Below are 16,736 nucleotides of genomic sequence, written 5' to 3' on the forward strand. Positions count from 1 at the left end.
CCCCGAAGCGCCTGCGGCGTTTCCCCCTGAAACGGGGCGCCGCGAGCGGACCGGGAAGCCCGGATCCGCTGCGGTCCCGCAGGCGCATGCAACAGATATTTGAATTGAGGTATCGCACATGAGCGCACTATTGGAGGTCCGCAATCTGCGCGTGGAGTTTCCCACGCGCCGCGGCACGCTGCGCGCCCTGGACGACGTGTCCTTTTCCATCCAGGCCGGCGAAGTCCTGGGCGTGGTGGGCGAATCCGGCGCCGGCAAATCGCTGACCGGCGCATCCATCATCGGCCTGCTCGAACCGCCCGGCCGCATCGCGGGCGGGGAAATCCTGCTGGCGGGCCGCCGCATCGACAACCTGCCCGACGAACAGATGCGCCGCGTGCGCGGCCGTGAGATCGGCGCCGTGTTCCAGGATCCGCTGACGTCCCTGAACCCGCTGTACACCGTGGGCAGGCAACTGGCGGAAACCATCGTGACCCACCTGGACATGACCTGGTCGCAGGCGCGCAATCGCGCGGTCGAGCTGCTGGCGTCCACTGGCATCCCCGCCGCGCGGGAACGTATCGACCACTATCCGCACCAGTTCTCGGGCGGCATGCGGCAGCGCGTGGTGATTGCGCTGGCGCTCGCCGCCGAACCCAAACTGGTGGTGGCGGACGAGCCCACGACGGCGCTGGACGTATCCATCCAGGCGCAGATCATCGAACTGCTCAAGCGCCTGTGCCGCGAGAACGGCACGGCCGTCATGCTGATCACGCACGACATGGGCGTGATCGCCGAGACCGCCGACCGGGTGGCGGTGATGTACGCGGGCCGCGTGGCCGAGATCGGTCCGGTCGCCGACGTCATCCACAAGCCGCGCCATCCTTACACGGCGGGGTTGATGGGGTCGATTCCCACGTTGGAAGGCCACGCCGAACGGCTGGTGCAGATCGACGGCAGCATGCCGCGGCTCAATGCCATTCCGCCGGGCTGTGCGTTCAATCCGCGCTGCGGCAAGCGGTTGCCGCGCTGCGCGCATGACCGGCCCGAATTGCTGCCGGCGGGCACGTCCCGCGCGGCCTGTTGGTTGCATGAAGACAAGGTGGCCGCATGAGCACCCCTCTCGTAGAAGTCAAGGACGCGGCCCGCTGGTTCGACGTATCTCCGCCCTGGCTGGAACGCAAGCTGGCGCGCAAGCCGAAGGTGATGCTGCGCGCGGTGGACGGCGTGTCGTTCGAAATCGCGCGTGGCGAAACGCTGGCCCTGGTCGGCGAATCGGGCTGCGGCAAGTCCACGGTGGCGCGCATGCTGGTGGGGCTCTATGGCCTGACCCGCGGGGACATCCGCTTCGACGGCCAGCCGCTCTCGCGCATGTCCGAGCCTGGCGGCCGCGCCTTGCGCAAGCGCCTGCAGATGATTTTCCAGGATCCCTATGCCAGCCTGAACCCGCGCTGGCGCGTGGGCCGCATCATCGCCGAGCCGATGCTGACGCATACCCGCATGACGCCGGAGGAACGCGTGGCGCGGGTTGGCGACCTGCTCAGGCAGGTGGGTCTGGATCCGGCAGACCAGGGGCGCTATCCCCATCAATTCTCGGGCGGCCAGCGCCAGCGCATTTCGATCGCGCGCGCGCTGGCGGTGAATCCGGAGTTCCTGGTGTGCGACGAGCCCACCTCGGCCCTGGACGTGTCGGTGCAGGCGCAGGTGCTGAACCTGATGAAGGACCTGCAGCGGGAACTGGGGCTGACGTACCTGTTCATTTCCCACAACCTGGCGGTCGTGCATCACGTTGCCGACCGGGTAGGGGTGATGTACCTGGGGCGCATGGTGGAAGTCGCGCCGCGCGACGAACTCTTCGCGCGACCGCGCCATCCCTATACGCGCATGCTGCTGGAAGCGATTCCGGACATCAACGGCGCGGGCAAGCCGCGCACTGCGGTGGCCGGAGAGGTGCCCAATCCGCTCAATCCGCCGCCGGGCTGCACGTTCCATCCGCGCTGCCCGCACGCCAACGACCGTTGCCGGTCGGAGGCGCCCGTGGCGATGCTGGCTGGGGTGTCGATCGTGGCCTGCCATGCGGTGCAGGAGGGGCGGATCTCCGCCTGAAGCCCGGCAGGGCCCGGAACAGGGGGCGCCTCCATCCGGCGCTCCCGTCCACCATGCTTGCGAAGCCGCGACGCGCGCCGCTCAGTGGCGGTGGTTGCGCTCGTCGTCGTCGTACGGCGTGTCGTCGTCCTCGTCGTCTGCGCCGTCTTCCTCTTCTTCGTCTTCTTCGTCCGGATCCGGCTGCGGTTCCTCGGTCAGCGCAAAGGGCAGCACATCTTCCAGGCTGTCGGACCAGGCGGATTCTTCGCCATCGTGGTCCAGTTTGACGAAGCGCTCGCCCTCATTGAGCGAGATCTGGATCGCCCAGAGGTACAGGCAGTCATAGGTGTCGTCGTCGGACTGCGGCAGGCCGCCGCGGTTGCCCAGCAGGCGCGCGCCGGGGCCGCCCATCTGGACGTGGGTCTGCTCTTCGTCTTCTTTGGCGTTCTCGTCCATGGGAACGCCGTAGGTCACCCATTCGGTGCCCTCATCGCCCAGCACCACTTCGGCCAGCACGGGTTTGCCCAGGTAGGCGCTGAGCGCGTCTGCGGTCTTGGCCAGCATGTCCAGTTCGGCTGCGCTGAAATGGGTCAAGGAAGCAGGGGGAGTAGCAGAGGCGGACATGAAGGTTCCTGGGCGCGATGAAGCCGCGACGGCACGGCAGATGCAAAAAGTCAGGCGCTATTGTCGCGCGAACAGCGCCGCAGTGCATCGGGCGCTTGGATGACGATAGGGGACGGGGCAATCTGGCCAGGCTTACACTGGCGGTCTGTTTTCATCCGGCACTGGTTTACTCGATGCGCCCCGACACCACCCATGTTCCCGCCCGCTATCTGTTGTTTCCCTTGCTTGCGGCGCTGATCTGGTCCGTCAACATGATTGTCACGAAGATGGCCGCCGGCGTGATCTCGCCCGCCGTCATCGGCTTTTACCGCTGGGCGCTGGCCGGCGCGGTGCTGACGCCGTTCGCGCTGCCGGGCGTGTGGGCGCAGCGCAGGCTGATCGCGCCGCACCTGCCCAAGTTCGCCGTGCTCGGGGGGCTGGGGATGGCGCTGTATCAGGGCCTGGCCTACGTCGCCGCGTCCACCACCACCGCGACCAACATGGGCATCATCACGGCCATGATTCCGCTCCTGACGATCGCGGTCGGCGCCGTGGTGCTGCGCCAGCGGCCCACGCTGATGGCGCTCGCGGGCGGCCTGGTGTCGTTGGCGGGGCTGGCCCTGCTGATCGGCGAGGGAGACCCCGCGCGCCTGCTGTCGGTGGGGGCGAACCCAGGCGACCTGCTGATGGGCCTGGCCGCGCTGGCCTACGCGCTGTACGGCGTCCTGCTGCGCCTTTGGGCGCTGCCGGTGGGGCCGTGGCAGTCGCTGTACGTGCAGGTGGGCTTTGGCGTGCTGTTCCAGCTTCCCGCGTTCCTGATGGCGGCGCCGTCGCCGCTGAATTCCGCCAATGTGCCGCTGGTGCTGTACGCGGCGATATTCCCGTCCCTGTTTGCGCCGTTCCTCTGGATGCAGGGCGTCAGGCATCTTGGGCCCAACCGGGCCAGCATCTTCCTGAACCTGATGCCGGTCGGCACCGTGGCCATCGCGGCGATATTCCTGGACGAAAAACCGCACCTGTTCCACATCGCGGGCGGCGCCATGGCGCTGGCCGGCGTGATGCTGGCGCAGATGCGCACGCCACGCCTCGGAAAGCCCGCCGGCGGGGCCGCCTGACCGCCGGCAAGGGACGGATCGCCGCTGTCGCGCGCCGGTCAGGGTTCCGGCCTACAATCAACGGTTTCTCAGCTATATCTCTTCTACGAGCCCATGGCCCAATACGTCTACACCATGAACCGCGTCGGCAAGATCGTGCCGCCCAAGCGGCAGATCCTGCGCGATATCTCGCTTTCGTTTTTTCCTGGCGCCAAGATCGGCGTGCTGGGCCTGAACGGCTCGGGCAAGTCGACGCTGCTGAAGATCATGGCCGGCGTCGACCGCGAGATCGAAGGCGAAGCCGTCCCCATGCCGGGCCTGAACATCGGCTACCTGCCGCAGGAACCGCAGCTCAATCCCGAGCACACGGTCCGCCAGGCGGTCGAAGAAGGCCTGGGCGCCGTCGTCACCGCCAAGAAGCGCCTGGACGAGGTCTACGCCGCCTACGCGGAACCGGACGCGGACTTCGACGCGCTTGCCGCCGAGCAGGCTGAACTCGAAGCCATCATTGCCGCAGCCGCCTCCAGCGGCGCGGACGATATCGAGCACCAGATGGAAATCGCCGCCGACGCGCTGCGCCTGCCGCCCTGGGACGCCATCGTCGGCAAGCTGTCCGGCGGTGAAAAGCGCCGCGTGGCCCTGTGCCGCCTGCTGCTGTCCAAGCCCGACATGCTGCTGCTGGACGAACCCACCAACCACCTGGACGCCGAAAGCGTGGAATGGCTTGAGCAGTTCCTGCACAAGTTCCCCGGCACCGTCGTGGGCGTGACCCACGACCGCTACTTCCTCGACAACGCGGCCGAATGGATCCTCGAACTGGACCGCGGCTACGGCATTCCCTGGAAGGGCAACTACAGCTCGTGGCTGGAACAGAAAGAAGACCGCCTCAAGCAGGAAGAATCGTCGGAATCCGCCCGCCAGAAGACCATCAAGAAGGAACTGGAATGGGTGCGCCAGAACCCCAAGGGACGCCAGGCCAAGGCCAAGGCGCGCCTGGCGCGTTTCGAGGAACTGTCGTCCTACGAATACCAGAAGCGCAACGAAACCCAGGAAATCTTCATTCCCGTGGGTGAGCGCCTGGGCAACGAGGTCATTGAATTCAACAATGTCAGCAAGGCCTACGGCGACCGCCTGCTGATCGACAACCTCAGCTTCAAGGTGCCGCCTGGCGCCATCGTGGGCATCATCGGCGCCAACGGCGCCGGCAAGTCGACGCTGTTCCGCATGATCGCGGGCCGCGAGCAGCCGGATTCGGGTGAAGTGAACATCGGCAAGACCGTCAAGCTTGCTTACGTCGACCAGTCGCGCGATGCGCTGGAAGACAAGAAGACGGTGTTCGATGCGGTGTCCGACGGCGCCGACATCCTGACCGTGGGCAAGTTCGAAATGTCGTCGCGCGCCTACCTGGGCCGCTTCAACTTCAAGGGCGGCGACCAGAACAAGGTCGTGGGCCAGCTGTCCGGCGGTGAACGCGGCCGCCTGCACATGGCCAAGACGCTGATCGCCGGCGGCAACGTGCTGCTGCTCGACGAACCGTCCAACGACCTCGACGTGGAAACCCTGCGCGCGCTGGAAGACGCCTTGCTGGAATTCCCCGGCAGCGTCATGGTGATCAGCCACGATCGCTGGTTCCTGGACCGCATCGCCACGCACATCCTGGCCTTCGAAGGCGATTCGCAAGTGGTGTTCTTCGACGGCAACTACCAGGAATACGAAGCCGACAAGAAGCGCCGCCTGGGCGAAGAGGGCGCCAAGCCCAAGCGCCTGCGCTACAAGGCCCTGAAGTAATTCGGCCCGCGGCTGCATGTCCCTAAGAATCCCGGCCCTCGCGCCGGGATTTTTTCATCGCGAGGTGTCAGACACCGGCCTGGCGCGACATCGCCGCCCCTCGGGGTTATGCTGACCCCTTACCCTCGGGAGTCATCATCATGCTGCTGTCCGCCTCCGATTCCACCCTGCTCATCGTCGACATGCAGGGCCGCCTGATGCCCGCCATCCATGATGCCGATGCGGTGCTGGGCGCCGCGCACAAGCTTGCGCAGGCGGCTCGCCTGCTGGATGTGCCGGTGATGGCCACCGAACACCACAGCAAGATGCTGGGCGTCACGGTGGAGCCGCTGCGCGAACTGGTGCAGGGCGCGTTCCAGAAGATGCATTTCTCGTCCGCCCGCGAGCCGGGCTTCGACGGCTGGCTGCCGGCCGCGCGCAGGACTGTGTTGGTGGCGGGCTGCGAAGCGCATATCTGCGTCCTGCAGACCGTAATCGGCCTGATCGAACTGGGCTACAAGGCTGCGCTGGTCGCCGACGCCGCCGGGTCGCGCAAGCCTTCGGACCACCACGCTGCGCTGCGCCGCGCGCGTGCGCACGGCGCCGAAATCATCACGTCGGAAATGGCGATTTTCGAATGGATGGAAACCTGCGAGCACCCGCGCTTCCGCGACGTGTTACGTCTCGTCAAATAGCGGCGGACGCCTGCAACATGGTCTCCAGGGCAGGGTAAAAAATCACTCTCCCTTTGACACAATTCCTGGGCAAACCTAACAGCATGGCCCTGATTATTTTGCGATCCTGAAAGCTCTAAACCCACAAAGGGGTCGTGCGCTCGCATCAGCTTCATTGCTGCGGCCCCACGGGTAGAAGAATAGGAGCTTCAACATGAAAATCGCATCGCTTTCCAAGATCTGTGCCGCAGTGGCCCTGGCCGCCGTCATGGCGGGTTGTTCGTCGTGGGATGGCATGAGCCATCGCCAAAAGAGCACTGTGGGCGGCGCCGCGCTGGGCGGTGTCGCGGGCGCCGTGCTCACCAACGGCGGCATTCTCGGCACCGTGGGGGGCGCGGCAATCGGCGGCGTGATCGGCGATCAGGTCGGCAAGCGCTAAAACCGCTTTCCCAAAGTGGAACGCCCGGCATTGCCGGGCGTTTTTTATGCGTGGCGCGCGCCGGAAGGCCGGCGAGCTACGAGGCCTCAGGTCTCGTTTTGCGGCATCTCGATCTTCACTTCCAACACTTCCAGCGTGTCCTGGCGTTCCAGGTGCACCTTGATGTCTTCAGGATTGATCTTCACGTACTTGGAGATCACCGCGATAAGTTCCTGCTGCAGCTGCGGCAGGTAATCGGGCGAGTCGCCGCGACCACGCTCGTGGGCAAGGATGATCTGCAACCGTTCTTTGGCGACGGACGCGGAGGTCTTCTTTTGACCAAGCAGAAACGACAGGAAGGACATTGCTTACTTGCCTCCGAACAGGCGCTTCAGGAAACCGGGCTTTTCGTAATCGGTAAAGCGCAGCGCCTTGTCTTCGCCAAGGTAACGGCTGACGACGTCCTTGTAGGCTTCCGAGACGTCGGTGTCTTTCAGGTGGATGGCCGGCAGGCCTTGGTTCGAGGCCTGCAGCACGGCTTCAGATTCGGGGATCACGCCGATCAGCTTGATGCGCAGGATGTCTTCGATGTCGGTCAGGGACAGCATTTCGCCGTCGGACACGCGCTTCGGGTTGTAGCGGGTCAGCAGCAGGTATTCCTTGACCGGCTCGTCGCCTTCGACCGCGCGCTTGGACTTGGCCGCGAGAATGCCCAGGATGCGGTCGGAGTCGCGCACCGACGACACTTCCGGGTTGGTGACCACCAGCGCGTCGTCGGCGAAGTAGGCCGCCATGAGCGCGCCGGTTTCGATGCCCGCGGGCGAATCGCAGACGATGTAGTCGAAGCCCATTTCCTTCAAGTCGTTGATGACCTTTTCAACGCCTTCCTGGGTCAGCGCGTCTTTGTCGCGCGTTTGCGAGGCGGGCAGGATGAACAGGTTTTCGAGCTGCTTGTCCTTGATGAGCGCCTGCTTGAGGGTGGCCTCGCCCTGGATCACATTGACGAAGTCGTACACCACGCGACGCTCGCAGCCCATGATGAGGTCGAGGTTGCGCAGGCCGACGTCGAAGTCGATGACAGCGGTCTTGTGGCCCCGCATCGCGAGGCCCGCGGAAAAACTGGCGCTCGTCGTGGTCTTGCCCACGCCGCCTTTGCCGGAAGTCACCACAACAATGCGTGTCATGACGATCAAACCCTTATGTTCGAATAAATCGCGTTATCGTAAAGCAAAAAGCCCATGTAAGGCTTCTTACAGGATGTGTTGAGATTTGTGCGGCTGCCGCCGCGCAGCCGTCTCGGGGCGGAAACCATGGGACTGCGGCGCTACGCCTTCAAGGCTTCGATGCGCAGGGTGTCGCCGTCCAGCCGGACAAGCGCGGGCTGGTTCTGCAGCGTGCGGTCCAGCTTGTCTTCAACCACGCGGTAGACCCCGGCCACGGCCAGCAGCTCCGCGTCCAGGTGCGTCGTGAAGATGCGCGCCGAAGCGTCGCCCCGCGCACCCGCCATGGCCTTGCCGCGCAGCGGACCGTACACGTGCACGTTGCCGTCGGCGATGACTTCCGCGCCCTGGCTCACCATGCCGATCACGACCAGGTCCGTGTGGCGCGCATAAACGCGCTGGCCGGAACGCAGCGGCTTGGTGATGACCAGCGCCGACGACGAATGCGGCGCGGCGGGCGTGGGACTGGGCGCGGACGTGGTGCTGCTTGCGGCGCGGGCGGGCAGCGGATCGGCCGCCGAGGCGGCCGGCGCTGCGGATTCGTCAGCGGCGGATTTTTCGGCCGGAGCCGCTGCGGTATCGGAGGCGGACGTATCCGTGGGGCCCTGCGCGATCTCGACCGAGGCGGCCGGCACGGACGGCACCGGGGTGGCGACGTCGTTCGGCGGCGCGGTGTCGACCACGGGCGCGGGCCGCGCGGCGGGCGTGGACAGCTCCACCGGCGTCAGGCCGGCATCGCGGGCGGCCTGCAGGTTGGCGCCTTCGGCCACCACGCCGATAGGGGGCAGGTTGTGGCCGCGCAGCGCCGCCACCAGGGTGGTCCAGTCGATCGTTTCCTCGACGCGGCTGGCGTCGATGACGACGGGTTCGTTTTCGAAGAAGCTGCCCGCATCCGCCATGCGCTTGGTCAGCGCTGCGTTCAGGCGTTCGGGATCGGCGCTATGCAGGACCACCCGGATGGCATACAGGGTGGCGCTTTTGAAGTCCAGGGCTAGGGATTCAGTATTCATCTTGATTGTGGCTGGCGGTACGCGCGTCTGGAAACGGCGCGCGCGACCGGCTGCGGGATGTCGGGGATGATAACCCGCCCAGGGCGGCCTGAGCCGGACGCGCAACGAAAGAAAAAGGACCCCGCAGGGCCCTTTTTCCCGTATTGCACGCGCGGCGCGTCAACCTTGCGCCCAGGAATCGCGCAGGGTCACGATGCGGTTGAGCACCGGGGCCTCTTGCGTGGAATCCTTCAGGTCGGCCGTGAAGTAGCCCAGGCGCTCGAACTGCCAGGTGGCGCCAGGGGTGGCGACGGTGCCCGGTTCCAGCCAGGCCGTGACGGTCTGCTTGGAGTTGGGGTTCAGGCAGGCCAGGAAGTCCTTGTCGCCGCCGTCGGGACGCGCGTCGGCGAAGAGGCGGTCGTAAAGGTGGATCTGGGCGGGCACGGCGTGCGCGGCGCTGACCCAGGTGATGTTGCCCTTGACCTTGACGCTGTCTGCGCCCGGCGTGCCGCTCTTGGTGTCGGGCAGGTATTCGGCCTGGACCTCGACGACTTCGCCGGCCTCGTTTTTGGTGAAGCCGGTGCAGCGCACGACATAGCCGTACTTCAGGCGCACGGTGTTGCCGGGGAACAGGCGGAAATACTTCTTGGGCGCCTCTTCGCGGAAGTCGTCGCGCTCGATCCACAGTTCGCGCGACAGCGGGAACTCGCGCACGCCGGCTTCCGGATCGTGCGGATTGCGCGGCGCCGTGCAGAGCTCGGTCTGGCCTTCCGGGTAATTGGTGATGACCAGCTTGATCGGGTCCAGCACGGCCACCGAGCGCGGGGCGATCGGGTCCAGGTCGTCGCGCACGGCCTGTTCGAGCAGGCTGTAGTCGATGCGCGAATCGGACTTGGACACGGCGGTGCGGTCGCAGAACAGGCGGATCGACGCCGGCGTGTAGCCGCGGCGGCGCAGGCCGAAGATGGTCGGCATGCGGGGATCGTCCCAGCCGTCGACATGGCCTTCGCGCACCAGCTGCAGCAGCTTGCGCTTGCTGGTGACGACGTAGCTCAGGTTCAGGCGGGCGAACTCGTACTGGCGCGGCAGCGGCTGGGTCAGCTTGCCCAGTTCGGCCAGGCGCGCCAGGATCCAGTCATAAAACGGGCGCTGGTCTTCGAATTCCAGGGTGCAGACGCTGTGGGTGATGCCTTCAAGCGCGTCTTCCACCGGGTGCGCCCAGCTGTACATCGGGTAGATGCACCATTGGTCGCCCGTGCGGTGGTGGGTGGCGTGGCGCACACGGTACATGACCGGGTCGCGCAGGTTGATGTTGGGCGAAGCCATGTTGATCTTCGCGCGCAGCACCAGGCTGCCGTCGGGATGCTTGCCGTCGCGCATTTCGCGCAGCAGCGCGATCGACTCTGCCGCCGGGCGGTTGCGCCAGGGCGAATCGGTGCCCGGTTCGGTCAGCGTGCCGCGATTGGCGCGGATTTCGTCGGCGCTCTGTTCGTCGACATACGCGTGGCCGGCTTCCACCAGGGCCTCGGCGAATTCGTACATGTAGCCGAAATAGTCGCTGGCGAAGTACAGGTTTTCGCGGCCGTCGGCCTTCCAGTCGAAGCCCAGCCAATGGACGGCCTCGATGATGGCGTCGACGTATTCCTGGTCTTCCTTCTCGGGGTTGGTGTCGTCGAAGCGCAGGTGGCAGACGCCGCCGAAGTCGCGCGCCAGCCCGAAGTTCACGCAGATGCTCTTGGCGTGGCCGATGTGCAGGTAGCCGTTGGGCTCCGGCGGAAAGCGCGTGCGGATGCGGGCCGGATCAGCTTCACCCTGCTGCTGCAAGGCCGCCGGGCCAGGCTTGCCCGCCCAGCGCTTGCCCTGGAAGCGGTTGGCCTCCAGGTCGTCTTGGACGATGTTGAGCAGGAAATTTGATGCGGCGGGGGTCGGCGTCGTGGCGGAGGTCATTCTTGAAAGAATAGGAAAAAGCAGCGACAAAGCGTCAATTTTGCCACGTTCCGCCGGGCAGCCATTTTCGCCACGCCTGCAACCGGTTTCAATCCGCCCCCATAGTCATGTAACTGGCTCTACACTACGGGCCATTATGGATATCTCCACCTTATCCCTGGCCCGGGCGCAGTTCGTGGCCAGCCTGAGCTTCCTGGCGCTGTTTCTTGCCGTTTCCCTGGCGCTGGCCTGGGTGCTGCTGTTTTTCAAGATCCGGGCCCGCTGGTCCACCCATGGCGGCTGGACGGCCGCCTACCGGTTCTGGGTGCGCATATTCGCCCTGGCGTTTGTGCTGACCCTGGCGGCCAGCGTGCCTGTCCTGATCCAGATCGGCAGCCTGTGGGCGGGGCTGATGGACAAGATCGGCAACGTGGCGGGTCCGCTCCTGGGCTACGGCATCCTGTCGGTCTTCATCCTGAAATCGTGTTTCCTGGGCGTCATGCTGTTCGGCCAGCGCCGCGTGTCCGACGCCGCGCATACCCTGGCCGTGCTGATGGTGGCGGTGGGGCAGTTGGTGGCCGTGTTCTGGGTCCTGGCCCTGCAGTCGTGGATGCAGACGCCGGACGGCGCGCTGCTGGTCGATGGCCGCTACCAGGTCTACGACTGGGTGGCGGTGGTGCTGAATCCGTCGGTCGGGTGGCGCATGGCCGTCGTCATCGTTGGCGCCGCGCTGGCCGCGTCCTTCCTGATGATGGGCGTGACGGCGCTGCAGGCGCTGCGGCGTCCGTTGGGCGACGGCGAGCGCAGCGCGTTCAAGACCGCCCTGGTCGTCGCCGTGGTGGGGGCCTTCCTGCAATTGCCGGTCGCGACGGGAGCCGGACAGATGATGGCCAAGCTGCAGCCCGCCAAGGCGGCCGCGGCGGCCGGCTTTTGGGAAAGCGGACCCGTGCCGCAGCTGGTGCTGTTCGGCTGGCCGGACGCCCGCACCCACAAGAATGTGGCCGACCTGACCCTGAACAACGCCGGCGGCATGTGGCTGCACCGCAATCCGGACGGCACCTACCAGGGGCTGGACAAGTATTCCGGCATGCTCCCGCCGGTGGCGCTGACCTTCTGGTCGCTGCGCGTGGCGGCGGGGATGGGCCTGCTGATGCTGGCGGTGGCGTGCGTGACCTTTCTAATGACGTTCCGCCGCGGCCTGGATCCGTCGACCCTGCCGCATTGGTGGCAGCGAGTGCTGTGCGGCATGATGTTCTCGGGCGGCATCGCCGTCGTGGCAGGCTGGTGGGTGTCCGTCATCGGCCTGCAGCCCTTCGTCGTGAACGGCACCATCACGCAATCCGAGGTCCTGGGGCCGGCGGCCTCCAGCACCGTCCTGTACGGCCTGGGCGGCTATGTGCTGCTTTACGGGCTGCTGCTGGCCGCGTTCACCGGCATGCTGTTCCACGCGGCGCGCTACGGCGTCGTGCCCGTGCGCAAACTGAGCGGAGGTGCGCCATGATCAACATGCTGGCGGCCTCGCAAGGCCTTAGTCCCGACGACCCCTCATTCTGGATGCCGCTGGCGTTCATGGGCCTGCTGTTCGTGGTCATCGCCGCGGGCATGGTGCTGGACGGCTTCGACCTGGGCGTGGGCATCCTGCTGCAGGTGGCGCCCGAGCACGAGCGCGGCCGCATGATGAGCCTGCTGAGCCCGTGGCGCGACGCCAACGAGTTCTGGCTGTTGCTGGGCATGGGCCTGTTCGCGGCGGCGTTCCCGTTTGCCTGGGGGGCGGTGCTGGGCAAGCTGTATGGGCCACTGACCTTCATGGTGCTGGGGGTGGTGCTGCGCAGCGTCTCGTTCGAGTTCCGCATCCGCGCCCGCAACGAACTGAAGCCGCGCTGGATCTTCGCGTTCTGGGTGGGGTCGATCATCACCGCGTTCGGCCAGGGCATGCTGCTGGGCCGCATCGCCACCGGCTACCAGTCCGATGCCGGCTACGGCTGGTTCGCGATGTTCGTGGGACTGTGCGCGGTGGCGGCCTATGTGCTGCTGGGCGCGTCGTGGCTGGTCATGCGCGTGGACGGCGACCTCCAGCGGCGGGCCGCCAACTGGGCCCGCCACGCCATCCGCTGGACGGCGGTGGGCATGGTGTCGATCGCGGCCACGCTGGGCCTGGCCAACGCGGGCATCTTCTATAAATGGAGCAACATCGCGCACCTGAGCCTGGCCGCGTCCGTCTGGGTGCTGATGCTGGCGGGCTTCGTGGCCGCGGAAATGCTGCTGGCCCGCCTGCCCGGACGGGCCGATCGTTTCAGCTGGCTGCCTTTCGTGCTGACGGTGGCGCTGTGCCTGCTGATGCTCAGCGGCCTGGCCTACAGCCTGTTCCCGTATCTGATCCTGGACGACATGACCCTGTGGGACGGCGCCGGCGCGCTGGGTTCCATGCGCCTGGTCATGGCGGGCGCCGTCGTGGGGATCCCGGTTGTCCTGGTGTTCAACATCCTGGCGTACCGGTCGGTGTTCGGCAGGGAACGCCCGCGGGTGCCGCTGCTGCCGCCGCCGTCGTACTGACGGCGCGCGGCGGCCGCCGGTGGCGCGGCCATCGGCCAGCCCCGGCGGGATCCGCTAGAGCACCGGCCGGGACACGCGCTGCAGGATTTCTTCGCCGTAGGCTTCCAGCTTGCGGGCGCCCACGCCGCTGATGTGGCTCAGGGCGTCCATGGAATCGGGCCGGGCCATGGCGATTTCCCGCAGCGTGGCGTCGTGGAAGATCACGTAGGCCGGCACGCCATGGCTTTTGGCGACTTCGCCGCGCCAGGCGCGCAGCGCCTCGAAGACGGGCTGCAATTCGGCCGGCAGGTCGATGGTGGCGGCCTTCGGGCGGCCGCTGCCGGTCTTGGCGGAGCGCGGCTTCTTTTCGGATTCGCGCCGCAGCATCAGTTGCCGTTCGCCCTTGAGCACGGCGCGGCTGCCTTCGGTCAGGGCCAGCGTGCCGAACCCTTCGTTGTCCACCGTCAGCAGGCCCTGCGCCAGCAATTGGCGCAGCACGCCGCGCCAGGCGGTGTCGCTCAGGTCTTCGCCCACGCCGAACACGCTGAGTGTTTCGTGGCCGTGCTGTTTGGTGCGGTCGGTGACCTTGCCCCGCAGGATGTCGATGATGTGGCCGGCGCCGTACCGCTGGCCGCGTTCCTTCCACAGCCGATAGACGGCCGACAGCACCTTTTGCGCGGCGATGGTGCCGTCCCAGGCTTGCGGGGGATCCAGACAGACGTCGCAGTTGCCGCAGGCGGTGATCTGCTGGCCAAAGTAGGCCAGCAGGCGCACGCGGCGGCATTCCACGGTTTCGCACAAGCCCAGCATGGCGTCCAGCTGCTGGCCCAGCCGCCGGCGGTAGGATTCGTCGCCAGGCGACTCGTCGATCATGCGGCGCTGCTGCACCACGTCCTGCAGGCCATAGGCCAGCCAGGCGGTGGCCGGCAGGCCGTCGCGGCCGGCGCGGCCGGTTTCCTGGTAGTAGCCTTCGACGGATTTGGGCAGGTCGATATGCGCCACGAAGCGCACGTCGGGCTTGTCGATGCCCATGCCGAAGGCGATGGTGGCGACCATGACGACCCCGTCCTCGCGCAGGAACCGGGCCTGGTTGGCCGCGCGCACCTGCGGGCTGAGCCCGGCGTGGTAGGGCATGGCGTCGATGCCCTGGTTGCACAGGAATTCGGCGGTTTCCTCGACGCGGGCGCGCGACAGGCCGTACACCACGCCGGATTCGCCTTCGTGTTCGGTGCGGATCATGTCCAGCAGCTGCTTGCGCACTTCATTCTTTTCGACAATGCGGTAGCGGATGTTGGGGCGGTCGAAGCTGGAAACGAAGTGGCGAGCTTCGTCCAGCGACAGGCGCTGGGCGATTTCGGTCCGGGTGGCGGCGGTGGCCGTGGCCGTGAGCGCGATGCGCGGCACGTCGGGCCAGCGCTCGTGCAGCATGGACAGGCCCAGGTACTCGGGCCGGAAATCGTGGCCCCACTGAGACACGCAGTGCGCTTCGTCGATGGCGAAGAGCGCGATGCGGCCGCGTTCCAGCAGTTGCAGGCAGCGGTCGGTCAGCAGGCGCTCGGGCGCCACGTAGAGCAGGTCCAGTTCGCCGTCAAGGAAGGCCTGCTCCACTTCGCGGGCCACGCGCCATTCCTGCGTGGAGTTCAGGAAGGCCGCGCGCACGCCGAGTTCGGTCAGGGCGTCCACCTGGTCCTGCATCAGCGCGATCAGCGGAGACACGACGATGCCGGTGCCTTCGCGGACCAGCGACGGAATCTGGTAACAGAGCGACTTGCCGCCGCCGGTGGGCATGAGGACCAGCGCGTCGCCGCCGCCGATCACCTGTTCGACGATGGCTTGCTGGTCGCCGCGGAAGGATTCGTAACCGAAGACGCGCTGCAACACGCCGAGGGCGCGCGCGTCAGACATGGAGGTAGGCCGGGAGGATCATGGCAGGGATTTTAAGCCCCAATTCCGGCGGGGCTGTTCCGGGCGGGATATTTCCGTCCGCGCGCGGGGCGCCTACCAGCTCAGCCAGGTGCCGCGCATGAAGGTGTCGACGGGCATGCTCAGGTTGGCGCGCCAGCCGTAGTCTCCCGTCACGATGTCGCGGTCCGCGCCCACCGCCAGCTTGACCTTGGGGGCGACGAACATGCTGTGGGACAAGCCCACGCGCTGCTCGGCCAGGACCGAGCCCTCGCGCAGCCCGGAATAGGTTCCGCTGAGTGTGCCCCAACCCGACAGCGGGACGCCGGCGGACACGGTGTTGCGCGTCTGGGGGGTCGAGGCCACGCCGCCGGAGTAGGTCGACAGGTCGCCGTAGCCCGCCCCGATCTGCTCGTTGGTGTAGCCCAGGTTCACGGCGTCGGCCACGTCCACGCTGTAGCCGAACCGGTAGCGGTAGCCGCTGGCGGAGTCGAACGTGCTCTGGGTGGCGCCGGCCTGGAAGGTGCCGAACTCGCCGGCTGTGTAAGTGGTGCCGACGCCGCGGGTGGTCAGCGAGGGCGCAGTCTGCACCTGGCCCTCGAGCGTCAGGACTGGCGTGAGCCCGTAGCGCACGCTGCCGGTGCCGACGGACGCTCCGTAATCGACGGCGCCGGACCGGGCGGCGGGGTCCATCAGGTTGAGCTTGCCCAGCGATGATGAGTACCCGAAGCTGCCCTCGGGCACGGTTGGGCTGGTGCCGGCCCAGTTGGAAATCTGCAGCCCGCCCACGGGCGCCCCGGTGCCCCACGCGGGCGAATTGGGGTTGACGTTGCCGACAGTGACGGAGGGGCCCGAGGTATTGCGGTAGACCCAGTTCCGGTTGCCGCCATAGAGCAGTCCGTCCTGTCCGCTGACGGACGCGAACCAGGGGCGGCTGGGGCGGGAGACGCCCGAAATCACGACCACCGGCACGCGCGGAATGTCCCCGTCCTCCAGGGCGAACGAATAGTCCGGCGGGGCGTCTTCAGGGACGGCTGGCGTGGCGAGGGGGTCGCAGGACAAGGGAGGGGGAGCGCCGCCGCCGGAAAGCGCCGGTCCGAGTCCGGGAATGAAGTCGGCCTCTGGATCGTCGCCTCCGCCTTGCACGCTGGTGTCCATCGCGGGTTCCGTACCGTGCAGGTCGCAGGGTGTGGGATCCAGCGGCACGGCCTGCGCATCCAGCGAGGGAGCGGGACGCACCGGAAATGGTTGAACCGGGGACAGAATGCCGATGCCGCGCGCCACGCGAGTCGGCGCTGCCTGCGCAGGCGGCGGCGAAACAATAAGGGACGCTTCAGGCTCGTCGCCGAACGCCGGCGCCAGCGGCAAGGCCAGGCCTGCCGTCAGCGTCGCGTGCAACAGCCGTCTGCGCCAGAGGATTGCAGGGGCGACCATAAGGGACAGTGTAGAGAGAGCCCGGCGCCGGATCTGTAAACGATCTTTAGTAAACCCCACGAGCGGCAGCAGGCGTCGCGGTATTTTAGGGCCAGACGGATTTCGCCGGGCGA

At 66.8% G+C, this 16,736-nt stretch carries 15 protein-coding genes; 8 read left to right on the forward strand and 7 right to left on the reverse strand.

Translation table 11 applies throughout. The features are described from left to right. Nucleotides 1-118: 118 nt before the first annotated feature. On the forward strand, nucleotides 119-1,093 hold the full coding sequence (locus KYC_RS02900) for an ABC transporter ATP-binding protein (protein WP_043517386.1): 975 nt from the start codon (nucleotides 119-121) through the stop codon (nucleotides 1,091-1,093). Beyond that, the gene (locus KYC_RS02905) at nucleotides 1,090-2,085 is read left to right on the forward strand and encodes an ABC transporter ATP-binding protein (protein WP_008158686.1); all 996 of its coding nucleotides are present in this window, start codon (nucleotides 1,090-1,092) and stop codon (nucleotides 2,083-2,085) included. The genes KYC_RS02900 and KYC_RS02905 overlap by 4 nt, the downstream gene beginning before the upstream one ends. Nucleotides 2,086-2,166: 81 nt before the next feature. Here the strand turns inward: KYC_RS02905 and KYC_RS02910 are convergent, their stop codons facing one another. After that, nucleotides 2,167-2,688, reverse strand: coding sequence for a hypothetical protein (locus KYC_RS02910; protein ID WP_043517388.1), 522 nt, complete (start codon nucleotides 2,686-2,688; stop codon nucleotides 2,167-2,169). A gap of 173 nt (nucleotides 2,689-2,861) precedes the next feature. Between KYC_RS02910 and KYC_RS02915 the strand changes: the two genes are divergently transcribed. The 4 genes from KYC_RS02915 to KYC_RS02930 all read left to right on the forward strand — a co-directional run bounded on the left by KYC_RS02915 (nucleotide 2,862) and on the right by KYC_RS02930 (nucleotide 6,641). After that, entirely contained in the window at nucleotides 2,862-3,782 is a 921-nt protein-coding gene (locus KYC_RS02915; RefSeq protein ID WP_008158690.1) for a DMT family transporter, read from the forward strand. A gap of 93 nt (nucleotides 3,783-3,875) precedes the next feature. Continuing rightward, nucleotides 3,876-5,549: an energy-dependent translational throttle protein EttA gene (gene ettA, locus KYC_RS02920; RefSeq protein WP_008158691.1), complete on the forward strand. Its 1,674-nt coding sequence runs from the start codon at nucleotides 3,876-3,878 to the stop codon at nucleotides 5,547-5,549. 140 nt (nucleotides 5,550-5,689) lie between these two features. After that, a complete protein-coding gene (locus KYC_RS02925) occupies nucleotides 5,690-6,223 on the forward strand; it encodes an isochorismatase family protein (protein ID WP_008158694.1) in 534 nt (177 codons plus the stop codon). A 193-nt stretch (nucleotides 6,224-6,416) separates the two neighbouring features. After that, a complete protein-coding gene (locus KYC_RS02930) occupies nucleotides 6,417-6,641 on the forward strand; it encodes a glycine zipper 2TM domain-containing protein (RefSeq protein WP_008158696.1) in 225 nt (74 codons plus the stop codon). A gap of 86 nt (nucleotides 6,642-6,727) precedes the next feature. On the opposite strand, the gene minE is transcribed toward KYC_RS02930, so the two are convergent. From minE to KYC_RS02950, 4 genes are all read right to left on the reverse strand, one after another. Continuing rightward, nucleotides 6,728-6,985, reverse strand: coding sequence for a cell division topological specificity factor MinE (gene minE, locus KYC_RS02935; RefSeq protein ID WP_006217654.1), 258 nt, complete (start codon nucleotides 6,983-6,985; stop codon nucleotides 6,728-6,730). A 3-nt stretch (nucleotides 6,986-6,988) separates the two neighbouring features. Then, nucleotides 6,989-7,804, reverse strand: coding sequence for a septum site-determining protein MinD (gene minD, locus KYC_RS02940; RefSeq protein WP_008158705.1), 816 nt, complete (start codon nucleotides 7,802-7,804; stop codon nucleotides 6,989-6,991). A gap of 140 nt (nucleotides 7,805-7,944) precedes the next feature. Then, nucleotides 7,945-8,850, reverse strand: a complete 906-nt coding sequence (gene minC, locus KYC_RS02945; RefSeq protein ID WP_008158706.1) for a septum site-determining protein MinC — start codon at nucleotides 8,848-8,850, stop codon at nucleotides 7,945-7,947. A 159-nt stretch (nucleotides 8,851-9,009) separates the two neighbouring features. Continuing rightward, complete coding sequence (locus KYC_RS02950; RefSeq protein ID WP_008158708.1) at nucleotides 9,010-10,776, reverse strand: glutamine--tRNA ligase/YqeY domain fusion protein; 1,767 nt, start codon at nucleotides 10,774-10,776, stop codon at nucleotides 9,010-9,012. A gap of 136 nt (nucleotides 10,777-10,912) precedes the next feature. Between KYC_RS02950 and KYC_RS02955 the strand changes: the two genes are divergently transcribed. Together KYC_RS02955 and KYC_RS02960 are read left to right on the forward strand one after the other, a co-directional pair. Further along, on the forward strand, nucleotides 10,913-12,256 hold the full coding sequence (locus tag KYC_RS02955; protein ID WP_008158710.1) for a cytochrome ubiquinol oxidase subunit I: 1,344 nt from the start codon (nucleotides 10,913-10,915) through the stop codon (nucleotides 12,254-12,256). Continuing rightward, nucleotides 12,253-13,308 (forward strand): cytochrome d ubiquinol oxidase subunit II, encoded by a 1,056-nt coding sequence (locus KYC_RS02960; protein ID WP_008158712.1) that lies wholly within the window; start codon nucleotides 12,253-12,255, stop codon nucleotides 13,306-13,308. Before KYC_RS02955 ends, KYC_RS02960 begins: the two co-directional genes overlap by 4 nt. 54 nt (nucleotides 13,309-13,362) lie before the next feature. Here the strand turns inward: KYC_RS02960 and recQ are convergent, their stop codons facing one another. Both recQ and KYC_RS02970 read right to left on the reverse strand, forming a co-directional pair. Continuing rightward, entirely contained in the window at nucleotides 13,363-15,192 is a 1,830-nt protein-coding gene (gene recQ / locus KYC_RS02965; protein ID WP_008158713.1) for a DNA helicase RecQ, read from the reverse strand. Nucleotides 15,193-15,285: 93 nt separating this feature from the next. Beyond that, nucleotides 15,286-16,587, reverse strand: coding sequence for a hypothetical protein (locus KYC_RS02970; protein WP_008158715.1), 1,302 nt, complete (start codon nucleotides 16,585-16,587; stop codon nucleotides 15,286-15,288). Between the last annotated feature and the right edge of the window lie 149 nt (nucleotides 16,588-16,736).

The sequence above is a fragment of the Achromobacter arsenitoxydans SY8 genome (assembly GCF_000236785.1).
GTDB lineage: Bacteria > Pseudomonadota > Gammaproteobacteria > Burkholderiales > Burkholderiaceae_B > Achromobacter > Achromobacter arsenitoxydans.

What these genes read in the sequence shown, in the direction of transcription:
- KYC_RS02900 (WP_043517386.1), top strand. Translation starts at nt 119, where the DNA reads ATGAGCGCACTATTGGAGGTCCGCAATCTGCGCGTGGAGTTTCCCACG.
- KYC_RS02905 (WP_008158686.1), top strand. Translation starts at nt 1,090, where the DNA reads ATGAGCACCCCTCTCGTAGAAGTCAAGGACGCGGCCCGCTGGTTCGAC.
- KYC_RS02910 (WP_043517388.1), bottom strand. Translation starts at nt 2,688, where the DNA reads ATGTCCGCCTCTGCTACTCCCCCTGCTTCCTTGACCCATTTCAGCGCA.
- KYC_RS02915 (WP_008158690.1), top strand. Translation starts at nt 2,862, where the DNA reads ATGCGCCCCGACACCACCCATGTTCCCGCCCGCTATCTGTTGTTTCCC.
- ettA (WP_008158691.1), top strand. Translation starts at nt 3,876, where the DNA reads ATGGCCCAATACGTCTACACCATGAACCGCGTCGGCAAGATCGTGCCG.
- KYC_RS02925 (WP_008158694.1), top strand. Translation starts at nt 5,690, where the DNA reads ATGCTGCTGTCCGCCTCCGATTCCACCCTGCTCATCGTCGACATGCAG.
- KYC_RS02930 (WP_008158696.1), top strand. Translation starts at nt 6,417, where the DNA reads ATGAAAATCGCATCGCTTTCCAAGATCTGTGCCGCAGTGGCCCTGGCC.
- minE (WP_006217654.1), bottom strand. Translation starts at nt 6,985, where the DNA reads ATGTCCTTCCTGTCGTTTCTGCTTGGTCAAAAGAAGACCTCCGCGTCC.
- minD (WP_008158705.1), bottom strand. Translation starts at nt 7,804, where the DNA reads ATGACACGCATTGTTGTGGTGACTTCCGGCAAAGGCGGCGTGGGCAAG.
- minC (WP_008158706.1), bottom strand. Translation starts at nt 8,850, where the DNA reads ATGAATACTGAATCCCTAGCCCTGGACTTCAAAAGCGCCACCCTGTAT.
- KYC_RS02950 (WP_008158708.1), bottom strand. Translation starts at nt 10,776, where the DNA reads ATGACCTCCGCCACGACGCCGACCCCCGCCGCATCAAATTTCCTGCTC.
- KYC_RS02955 (WP_008158710.1), top strand. Translation starts at nt 10,913, where the DNA reads ATGGATATCTCCACCTTATCCCTGGCCCGGGCGCAGTTCGTGGCCAGC.
- KYC_RS02960 (WP_008158712.1), top strand. Translation starts at nt 12,253, where the DNA reads ATGATCAACATGCTGGCGGCCTCGCAAGGCCTTAGTCCCGACGACCCC.
- recQ (WP_008158713.1), bottom strand. Translation starts at nt 15,192, where the DNA reads ATGTCTGACGCGCGCGCCCTCGGCGTGTTGCAGCGCGTCTTCGGTTAC.